The sequence below is a fragment of the Tepidimonas alkaliphilus genome (assembly GCF_007556595.1).
GTDB classification, from domain to species: Bacteria; Pseudomonadota; Gammaproteobacteria; order Burkholderiales; family Burkholderiaceae_C; genus Tepidimonas; species Tepidimonas alkaliphila.
This window is the reverse complement of record NZ_VJNB01000002.1, coordinates 332,846-342,500: the sequence shown is the minus strand read 5'-3', so window position 1 is coordinate 342,500 and position 9,655 is coordinate 332,846. Positions and strand designations below refer to the sequence as shown.

At 62.1% G+C, this 9,655-nt stretch carries 6 protein-coding genes and 2 rRNA genes; 6 read left to right on the top strand and 2 right to left on the bottom strand.

The window, feature by feature from the left end; genetic code table 11:
* Nucleotides 1-295: 295 nt before the first annotated feature.
* From Talka_RS03700 to Talka_RS03675, 6 genes are all read left to right on the top strand, one after another.
* A 23S ribosomal RNA gene (locus tag Talka_RS03700) occupies nucleotides 296-3,182 on the top strand.
* A 254-nt stretch (nucleotides 3,183-3,436) separates the two neighbouring features.
* Nucleotides 3,437-3,551: ribosomal RNA gene (rrf, locus tag Talka_RS03695) — 5S ribosomal RNA — on the top strand.
* 458 nt (nucleotides 3,552-4,009) lie between these two features.
* Complete coding sequence (locus tag Talka_RS03690) at nucleotides 4,010-5,074, top strand: homocysteine S-methyltransferase family protein (RefSeq protein ID WP_143889748.1); 1,065 nt, start codon at nucleotides 4,010-4,012, stop codon at nucleotides 5,072-5,074.
* A 158-nt stretch (nucleotides 5,075-5,232) separates the two neighbouring features.
* Nucleotides 5,233-5,973: a GGDEF domain-containing protein gene (locus Talka_RS03685; protein WP_143889778.1), complete on the top strand. Its 741-nt coding sequence runs from the start codon at nucleotides 5,233-5,235 to the stop codon at nucleotides 5,971-5,973.
* Nucleotides 5,970-6,818, top strand: coding sequence for a MinD/ParA family protein (locus Talka_RS03680; RefSeq protein WP_143889747.1), 849 nt, complete (start codon nucleotides 5,970-5,972; stop codon nucleotides 6,816-6,818). Before Talka_RS03685 ends, Talka_RS03680 begins: the two co-directional genes overlap by 4 nt.
* Nucleotides 6,819-6,876: 58 nt before the next feature.
* Nucleotides 6,877-7,206, top strand: coding sequence for a DUF1840 domain-containing protein (locus Talka_RS03675; protein WP_143889746.1), 330 nt, complete (start codon nucleotides 6,877-6,879; stop codon nucleotides 7,204-7,206).
* Nucleotides 7,207-7,265: 59 nt separating this feature from the next.
* On the opposite strand, the gene Talka_RS03670 is transcribed toward Talka_RS03675, so the two are convergent.
* Together Talka_RS03670 and Talka_RS03665 are read right to left on the bottom strand one after the other, a co-directional pair.
* Entirely contained in the window at nucleotides 7,266-8,258 is a 993-nt protein-coding gene (locus Talka_RS03670; RefSeq protein WP_185970048.1) for a tripartite tricarboxylate transporter substrate-binding protein, read from the bottom strand.
* Nucleotides 8,259-8,348: 90 nt separating this feature from the next.
* Nucleotides 8,349-9,617: a phenylacetate--CoA ligase family protein gene (locus Talka_RS03665; RefSeq protein WP_143889745.1), complete on the bottom strand. Its 1,269-nt coding sequence runs from the start codon at nucleotides 9,615-9,617 to the stop codon at nucleotides 8,349-8,351.
* Nucleotides 9,618-9,655: the final 38 nt, after the last annotated feature.

Genomic DNA, 9,655 nt, shown 5'->3' with positions numbered 1-9,655 from the left:
GCAAAGGCAGTCGGTGTGCGCGGGTTTGCGGGGTGCGAAAAGCGCTCTGCAGCCTTGTGTGCGGGCCGGCTGCGCATGCAGACAGCGCAAGAGGGTTGACGTCAAGCGCAAACACGTCTGGCAAGAAGGGGATGCTGCCGTGAGGGTGGCGCTGCTTTCTTGCTGGAGGGCGCAACAGGCGCGCGCGCACAGCTGTGAAGCGAAAGCGGCAAGCGCTTTAAAAGTCAAGCGTTCACTGACCTGGGGTCGCAGGCGGGCTGCTGTTGGAGGCGGCTTGCTGGCGGCAAAGCTATAGGGTCAAGTGAACAAGAGCACGTGGTGGATGCCTTGGCGATGACAGGCGATGAAGGACGTGGCAGCCTGCGAAAAGCCTCGGGGAGCTGGCAAGCAAGCGTTGATCCGGGGGTCTCCGAATGGGGCAACCCACCCGATGAGGGTATCGGCACCTGAATCCATAGGGTGTCGAGGCGAACGCGGGGAACTGAAACATCTCAGTACCCGCAGGAAAAGACATCAACCGAGATTCCCAAAGTAGTGGCGAGCGAAATGGGAGCAGCCTGCACGATGTAGCCGCTGGCTTATCAGAACGGTCTGGAAAGTCCGGCCACAGAGGGTGACAGCCCCGTATGGGAAAAGCCGGCGGTGGAACTAGGCGTGCGACAAGTAGGGCGGGACACGAGAAATCCTGTCTGAAGATGGGGGGACCATCCTCCAAGGCTAAATACTCGTCATCGACCGATAGTGAACCAGTACCGTGAGGGAAAGGCGAAAAGAACCCCGGGAGGGGAGTGAAACAGAACCTGAAACCGCGTGCTTACAAACAGTCGGAGCCCTTTTGGGGTGACGGCGTACCTTTTGTATAATGGGTCAGCGACTTACGTTCAGTGGCAAGCTTAACCGAGTAGGGTAGGCGCAGGGAAACCGAGTCCGAACAGGGCGAGTTGAGTCGCTGGGCGTAGACCCGAAACCAGGTGATCTATCCATGGCCAGGCTGAAGGTGCCGTAACGGGTACTGGAGGGCCGAACCCACTGCTGTTGCAAAAGCAGGGGATGAGCTGTGGATAGGGGTGAAAGGCTAAACAAACCTGGAAATAGCTGGTTCTCTCCGAAAACTATTTAGGTAGTGCCTCACGTATCACCTTCGGGGGTAGAGCACTGTTTTGGCTAGGGGGTCATGGCGACTTACCAAACCAAGGCAAACTCCGAATACCGAAGAGTGGCAGCGTGGGAGACAGTGCACCGGGTGCTAACGTCCGGACACGAGAGGGAAACAACCCAGACCGCCAGCTAAGGTCCCTAAGACCGGCTAAGTGGGAAACGAGGTGGGAAGGCTAAGACAGTCAGGATGTTGGCTTAGAAGCAGCCATCATTTAAAGAAAGCGTAATAGCTCACTGATCGAGTCGTCCTGCGCGGAAGATGTAACGGGGCTCAAGCCGGGCACCGAAGCTGCGGATGCGTGGCAACACGCATGGTAGGAGAGCGTTCCGTAGGCCGCTGAAGGTGGGGTGAGAACCCTGCTGGAGGTATCGGAAGTGCGAATGCTGACATGAGTAGCGTTAAAGCGGGTGAAAAGCCTGCTCGCCGCAAGCGCAAGGTTTCCTACGCAACGTTCATCGGCGTAGGGTGAGTCGGCCCCTAAGGCGAGGCCGAAAGGCGTAGCTGATGGGAAGCAGGTCAACATTCCTGCACCGGCTGCAAGTGCGATGTGGGGACGGATCCAGCTAGGTCAGGCCGGCGGTTGGAAGGGCCGGTTGAGGCGGAAGTAGGCGACACGTAGGCAAATCCGCGTGTCACATACCGAGGCCGTCGCTCGAGCAAGCAAGGCTTGCGAAGTGACCGAATGGGGTCCCAGGAAAAGCCACTAAGCGTTTCAGCTTGCAGCTGACCGTACCGCAAACCGACACTGGTGCGCGAGATGAGTATTCTCAGGCGCTTGAGAGAACTCGGCAGAAGGAACTCGGCAAATTGACACCGTAACTTCGGGATAAGGTGTGCCCTAGTAGCGTGTAGAGAGCATCGAAGCGCGAATGGGTTGCAAAAAATAGGTGGCTGCGACTGTTTACTAAAAACACAGCACTCTGCGAACACGGTAAGTGGACGTATAGGGTGTGACGCCTGCCCGGTGCCGGAAGATTAAGTGATGGGGTGATGAGCTCTTGATCGAAGTCCCGGTAAACGGCGGCCGTAACTATAACGGTCCTAAGGTAGCGAAATTCCTTGTCGGGTAAGTTCCGACCTGCACGAATGGCGTAACGATGGCCACACTGTCTCCTGCCGAGACTCAGCGAAGTTGAAGTGTTTGTGATGATGCAATCTCCCCGCGGAAAGACGGAAAGACCCCATGAACCTTTACTGCAGCTTTGTATTGGACTTTGAACGGATCTGTGTAGGATAGGTGGGAGGCTGTGAAGCAGGGCCGCCAGGTTCTGTGGAGCCGACGTTGAAATACCACCCTGGTGCGTTTGAGGTTCTAACCTGGGCCCCTGAAGCGGGGCTGGGGACAGTGCATGGTGGGCAGTTTGACTGGGGCGGTCTCCTCCTAAAGCGTAACGGAGGAGCACGAAGGTACGCTAGGCACGGTCGGACATCGTGCTGTTAGTGCATAGGCTTTAAGCGTGCTTGACTGCGAGACTGACAAGTCGAGCAGGTGCGAAAGCAGGTCTAAGTGATCCGGTGGTTCTGCATGGAAGGGCCATCGCTCAACGGATAAAAGGTACTCTGGGGATAACAGGCTGATACCGCCCAAGAGTTCATATCGACGGCGGTGTTTGGCACCTCGATGTCGGCTCATCTCATCCTGGGGCTGTAGCCGGTCCCAAGGGTATGGCTGTTCGCCATTTAAAGAGGTACGTGAGCTGGGTTTAAAACGTCGTGAGACAGTTTGGTCCCTATCTTCCGTGGGCGCTGCAGATTTGAGGGAGCCTGCTCCTAGTACGAGAGGACCGGAGTGGACGCACCTCTGGTGTACCGGTTGTGACGCCAGTTGCATCGCCGGGTAGCTAAGTGCGGAAGAGATAACCGCTGAAAGCATCTAAGCGGGAAACTCGTCCCAAGATGAGATCTGCCTGGGGGCTTGACCCCCCTGAAGGGTCGTCGAAGACCACGACGTGGATAGGCTGGGTGTGTAAGGGCAGCAATGCCTTGAGCTAACCAGTACTAATCGCCCGTGAGGCTTGACCCTATAGCTTTGCTGCCGCAAGGCAGAGCATGGACGCTGGGCTTGCCCATGTCGGCCGCAGCTGGCATGGGCGGCGCAGGCTGCTTTCGTGGATGGTTGAGCGCGCGCTTGTGGCGCCAACAAACGTGTGTGGCGCTGCTTGGCGTGAGCAGCCCTCTTGATCCAGCAACTTCATGCGCATCCAGGGCGCAGCCAGCCTCGGCTCCATGAGTCCGATGCCGCTTGCATGCTACGCCTTGGGTGCTGACCGGTTGATGCCTGACGACCATAGCGAGGTGGCTCCACCCCTTCCCATCCCGAACAGGACCGTGAAACGCCTCTGCGCCGATGATAGTGCGGCCTTGCCCGTGCGAAAGTAGGTCATCGTCAGGCTGCTTCTGTTGCCCTTCAAGCTGCCAGTGCGCGGCAGTGCTGCACAGGCTGCGATGCATGCGCGCCAGGCTTAAAGGGCATGGGTGGGAGGCAAAGCCGCGCGGCGGCCAGCTGCAGCAAACCTGACCGCGCGCGCCTGAGCCTGCCCCACCTCCCCCCTCTTCTTCGAGGCGCTGCAGCTTGCAAAGGCAAGCAAAACACCAAGCACGTCTTCAAGCGGCTTCAACAGTGGCTAAAAAGGGGCACGGCGTTATGATGCTCGTGAGCATCAGTGCTGCTGTATAAGTTCAGCTAAAAGTGGCGTTGTGCCGATCGAGTTGGCGTGTCCATCGGGCGATCGGCGAAAGGTCGCCCAGATTGAATCAAGTCTTCAAATCTCATCTAAGCCCTGGAGGTGTTGTCCTTCAGGGCTTGTTGGTTTCAAGACGTTAAACCCAAGTTCGTGGCGATCGATGGGGATGAGACGCGCCTACACCCGAGGGGCGGAGTTGCTGCCGCTTTTGCAGTCTCGCATTGTGCTGATCGATGGTGCGATGGGCACCATGATTCAACGCCTGCGCTTGACCGAGGCTCAGTATCGCGGCGCTACGGATAACCCAAACGTGATGGATGAGCGCTTCGCGGCGCATCCGGTGGATTTGAAGGGCAACAACGAGCTGCTTTCGCTGACGCGCCCCGATGTGATTCAACAAATCCACGAAGGTTATCTGGCGGCCGGCGCGGATATCATCGAAACCAACACATTTGGCGCCACGCGTCTGGCCCAGGCCGATTATCAGCTTGAGGCTTGGGCGAAAGAAATGAATGTGATTTCCGCGCGACTGGCGCGGCAAGCGGCGGATCGCTTCACCCGTCCCGCAGCGCCGCGCTTTGTCGCCGGCGCCCTGGGGCCAACGCCGCGCACGGCGAGCATCAGCCCCGACGTCAACGATCCGGGCGCCCGCAACGTCACTTTTGATGAGTTGGCGGCTTCGTATTACGAGCAGGCCGTCGGTTTGATCGAAGGCGGCGTGGATCTCATGCTGGTGGAGACGGTGTTTGACACCCTTAACGCCAAAGCCGCGCTGTTTGCCATCCAGCAAGCGTTTGACGATTCGGGGGAACATTTGCCGATCATGGTTAGCGGCACGGTCACCGACGCGTCGGGACGCTTGTTGAGCGGACAGACGGTGACAGCATTCTGGGCAAGCATCCGGCATGCGCGCCCATTGATCGTGGGGTTGAATTGTGCGCTCGGGGCGGCGTTGATGAGGCCCTATATTCAGGAATTGGCACGCGTGGTGGACGATGCCTACATCAGTTGCTACCCCAATGCGGGCTTGCCCAATCCGATGAGTGAGACCGGTTTCGACGAAAAGCCCGAAGACACCGCCCGCCTGCTGCATGCGATGGCCGCTGAAGGTTGGGTGAATGTGATTGGCGGATGTTGTGGCACGACGCCTGAGCACATCGAGGCAATCCGCGCCGCCGTGCAGCGGTGCGCGCCGCGCCCGTGGCCGAGGGGGTACGCTGGCGCAGCTTGACGACCGGCCATCGTTCGCAGAAGCGGCACTGCACAAGCCACTGCGGCTGTTCAGCAAGGTCGCGACTGAACAGACCGTTACAATCGCTGAAGCGGCTTTCTCTGTTCTTTGGGCCAACAAGCCCAGGAGGAGGCGCAACGTTTGCGGAATGCCCTGACATGTCGCCGCAAGGCTTGCAGCTCGACCATGCCCGTGCGCTGTTGCGCCAGGAAGGGATTGCATTGCCCGCGGCTGAAACCCCCCCTTCGCTGCAAGAACTGCAAGCCATTATCGATGGTTTGTGCTTGCTGAGTGAGCGAGACCCGCTTACCGGCCTGCCGAACCGACGAGCTTTTGAAGCGCGAGCGCAGCAAGAGCTGGATCGCGCCTGCCGCACCGGCGAAATGGCGTTGTTGTTGGTGGTGGATTTGGATCATTTCAAGGCCATCAACGATCAGCAGGGCCACGCGGTGGGGGATGCTGTGTTGAAGGAAGTGGCTCGGACGTTACAGCGCAGCGTGCGACCGATGGACACCGTGGCGCGGCTTGGGGGTGAGGAATTTGCGGTGTTGCTGCCTCATGTGGTGCCGGCACGCGCAGGCAAACTGGCGGAACGGGTGCGGTTGGCGGTCGCCGAGGCGCGGGTGCCGTTGCCGCAGGGAGGTCAGCTTGGCGTGACCGCCAGCCTTGGCGGGGCTTTGGCGGCGCCGTGGGTGCGCTCGACTTGGCAGCATTGGTTGGAACGGGCGGATCGGCAGCTTTACGCCGCCAAGAACGCTGGTCGCAACCGCGTGTGCCTTGAACCCGTGCCGCACACCGAAGTGTCGGCGGAAGAAAAGCGCTGGCTGCTTGGTGGGGCGGAGTTGGGGGTTGACCGTATCATCGCCGGCACCGCTGAGGCCGAACCCGATCTGACATGAACGCAACTGAAACCGCTGTGACCTCGACTGAGCCCCAAGCCGGTGGTGTCATCTTGCACCCTGCCCGCGGCAAGGTGATCGCCATCACCAGCGGCAAGGGCGGAGTCGGCAAGACTTTTTTGTCGGCCAATTTGGCCGCAGCGCTCACCCGCCGCGGATTACGGGTGTTGGTGCTGGATGCTGATTTGGGATTGGCCAATCTGGATGTGGTGCTGAACCTCTATCCGAAGCTGACCCTGCACGACGTCTTCACCGGCAAATGCACGTTGCAGGAGGCGATCGTGGCCGCTCCGGGGGGCTTTAGTGTGTTGCTGGCCGGCTCGGGCATGGTGGAGTACTCGCGTCTGACCCCAGAAGTGCGCGACGAGTTTTTGCGCTTGATGGCAGAGGTGGTGCCGCGTTACGACGTGGTGTTGCTCGATACGGGCGCTGGCATTTCAGACGTGGTGTTGTTTGCGTTGTCGTTGGCCAGCGAGGTGCTGCTGGTGGCCACCCCGGAGCCGACGTCGTTGACCGATGCCTACGCCACCATCAAGGTGCTGGCCACGCAGCAGCAGCGGGATCGCATTCGGCTGGTGGTCAATCAGGCCGCGCGGCCCGGTGACGGACGCGTCATCACGCAGCAGCTGCAGACGGTGCTGAATCGGTTTGTGAGCCCAGGGCAGGGCGCTGGGGTGCGCTTGTTGCATATGGGGGATATCCCGGTCGATCCCGCGGTCAAAGAAGCGGTGATGCGACGGCAGCTCTTGTTGGTGCACACACCGGGGTGTCCAGCAGCGTTGGCGGTCGGGCAAATCGCCGGGCGTTTGGTGGACACCGTGTTGCGGGCGCATACGCAGGCATAAAGCGCCCGGAAAGCCTCAGACTTGGAGCGACCTGTTCGGTGCGGAGGGCGCAGCGGCGATGCTGTATCGGTTTCGATCCAAGGCAACTGGCGACGTGGTGATGCTGGGCAAGCATGCCCGGCGGGTGCTGGCAATCTTGGGAAAAGATCCGGATGGCCCCGGCATCGTGTTGCCGGAGCAGATTCCGGCTTCGATTGCGGCGCTGCGCGCGGCTGTGGCTCAAGAGGAGGCGTGGCGCGCAGCGTCCGCTGCGCAAAAGGACGAACCGCCGCAGACGCACGATGAAGAGCGCGATGACGTGACGCTGCGGATGCGCGTTGCCCCGCTGCTGGACATGTTGCAACGATGCGAGCGTGCAGGCTGCGAAATCGTCTGGGGGGTGGAGTAACGCTGACGGCCACAAGACGCCCTGCGCATGGGCAGGGCGCGCAGCCGTGCTCTACGACGTCAGTCGGCGTATTGGCCGGCGGCGTCGATTACGGTTTTGAGCTTGGCTATTTCGGCGGCCACAAACGCTTTATGACCCTCGGGCGTGACGCGTTTGTCGCGTTCGCTGGCGACAATGGCGCCCAGTTCGGCTTGTTTTTTGATGAAGTCGGGATCCTTCAGCGCCGCGCGCAGGGCTTGATTGAGCTTTTGCAGCACCGGCGCAGGCGTGCCCTTCGGCGCATACAGCCCGTGCCAGATGGTCAGGTTGAAATCCTTTAGCCCCATTTCCTGCAGCGTGGGGTAGTGCTTCAGCAGCGGATGATCAGACAGCGGCTTGGCGGTGGTGACCGCAAACGCTTTGATGCGCCCGGCTTCGATCTGCTGCGTGGTGTTGGTGGTCTGATCGCACATCACATCGATGGTGCCGGCGATCAGGTCGTTCATCGCCGGGCCGGTGCCGCGGTAAGCGATGGTGGTCATCGATTTGTCGAGCTTGACGGCGTATTGCCACATCAAGCCGCAGATGTGCGAAGCCGAGCCTAAGCCTGCGTGGCCGAGGTTGAGCTTGCCTTGGTTGGCCCGGATATAGTTTTCGAAATCGCGATAGGTGTTGGCCGGCAGCTGCGGCTTGCCGACCAGCGTCATCGGCACATCGTTGATGATGCCAAGGTATTCAAAATCTTCGAGCGGCTTGTAGGATAGCTTGCGATAAAGCGCGGGCGTAGCGGCCATCCCGATGTGCCAAACCAGCAGCGTGTGACCATCGGCAGGGGCGCGCGCCACCTTGTTGGCGCCGATCGTGCCGCCAGCGCCGGCGGCGTTGTCGATCACAATGGTGGCGTTGTCCAAGTGCTTGCGCATGGCCTCAGCCAGCTGACGCGCCACGGTGTCGGTGGGGCCGCCGGCGGCAAACGGCACCACGAAGGTGATCGGTTTGTTCGGAAACGCCAAGGCGGTTTCCGCCACGGTCAGCGCCAGCGCGGCGGCGAAGACGACAGTTTTGTGGCCCATGAGCATCATCTCCATGAAAAAAGTAGGGTCAAAGACCACGCCGATGGTAGCGCAGCTTGGCCATCGCTCTGGCGCGGGCTGGCATGGGGCTCAATCGTAAGTGCGCGCGTCTTCGATCACCTTGCCGTCGTTGGGCAGGGTGTCCTCCGGCAGCAGCTCGACCTCGCCGCGCAGCTTGGTGACGTCGCGCAGCGTCTCGGCCAGCGCGGTGCGCAGCGCGGCGTCGCTTGGGTCTGCGGTCTCGGCGCGCAGCGTCATGCGGTCATCGGCCATGCGGCCGCTGACCACCAGCCGCGCGCGCCGCACCTGCGGGTGGCGGCGCACGACCTCAGCCACCTGCGACGGGTGCACGAACATGCCCTTGACCTTGGTCGTCTGGTCGGCGCGGCCGAGCCAGCCACGGATGCGCACGTTGGTGCGCCCGGTCGGGCACGCACCGGGCAGCACCGCCGACAGGTCGCCGGTGCCGAAGCGGATCAGCGGGTAGGCCGGGTTGAAGACGGTGACGACGACCTCGCCGACCTCGCCGTCGGCCACCGGGTCGCCGGTGCCGGGGCGCACGATCTCCAGCAGCACGCCCTCATCCAGCACCAGGCCTTCGCGCGCCGGGGTTTCGTAGGCGATCAGCCCGGCGTCGGCGGTGGCGTAGGCCTGGTAGGCGTCGATGCCGCGCTCGCGCAGCCAGTCGCGCAGGCTGGGCGGAAACGCCTCGCCAGAGACGAGCGCTTTGCGGATCGGCAGGCGCTGGCCGGCCGCCTCGGCCTTCTCGACCAGGATGCGCAGGAAGCTCGGCGTGCCGCAGTAGCCGACCGGCTGCAGGTCCAGGATCGCGGCCAGCTGCTGCTCGGTGTGCCCAACGCCGCCGGGGAAGACCGTGCAGCCCAGCGCCTGTGCGCCGGCCTCCATCATCCAGGCGCCGGGCGTCAGGTGGTAGCTGAAGGCGTTGTGGATCAGGTCGCCGGCCTCGAAGCCGGCGGCGACGAGCGCGCGCGCAGTGCGCCAGTAGTCAGGCGCCTCGCCCTCCGGCTCGTAAATTGGGCCGGGGGATTGATAAACGCGCTTAGCCCCGCGCGCGTGCAGCAGGCCGCGCCAGCCAACCGTGGCCAGACCCCCGAACGGGTCGCCGCCGGCGGCGCGACTGGCGTGCTGGCGCTCCATCAGCTCGTGCTTGCGCAGCACCGGCAGGCGCGCCAGCGCGGCGCGCGTCGTCACCGTGGCCGGATCGAGCCCGGCCAGCTGCGCGGCCCAGAAGCCGCCGGCGCGCTGCGCGTGGGCGATCAGGTCGGGCAGGGCCGCCAGCAGCGCGGCTTCGCGCGCGGCGGGGTCGCGGGTTTCCAGGTCGTCGTGGTGGGCGGGCATGGGGCTTAACGTCGGGTTTTGAACGGCGGACTGGGGGG

Excerpts from the sequence above, each read along its gene's own strand:
- Talka_RS03690 (WP_143889748.1), top strand. The coding sequence starts at position 4,010 with ATGAGACGCGCCTACACCCGAGGGGCGGAGTTGCTGCCGCTTTTGCAG.
- Talka_RS03685 (WP_143889778.1), top strand. The coding sequence starts at position 5,233 with ATGTCGCCGCAAGGCTTGCAGCTCGACCATGCCCGTGCGCTGTTGCGC.
- Talka_RS03680 (WP_143889747.1), top strand. The coding sequence starts at position 5,970 with ATGAACGCAACTGAAACCGCTGTGACCTCGACTGAGCCCCAAGCCGGT.
- Talka_RS03675 (WP_143889746.1), top strand. The coding sequence starts at position 6,877 with ATGCTGTATCGGTTTCGATCCAAGGCAACTGGCGACGTGGTGATGCTG.
- Talka_RS03670 (WP_185970048.1), bottom strand. The coding sequence starts at position 8,258 with ATGGGCCACAAAACTGTCGTCTTCGCCGCCGCGCTGGCGCTGACCGTG.
- Talka_RS03665 (WP_143889745.1), bottom strand. The coding sequence starts at position 9,617 with ATGCCCGCCCACCACGACGACCTGGAAACCCGCGACCCCGCCGCGCGC.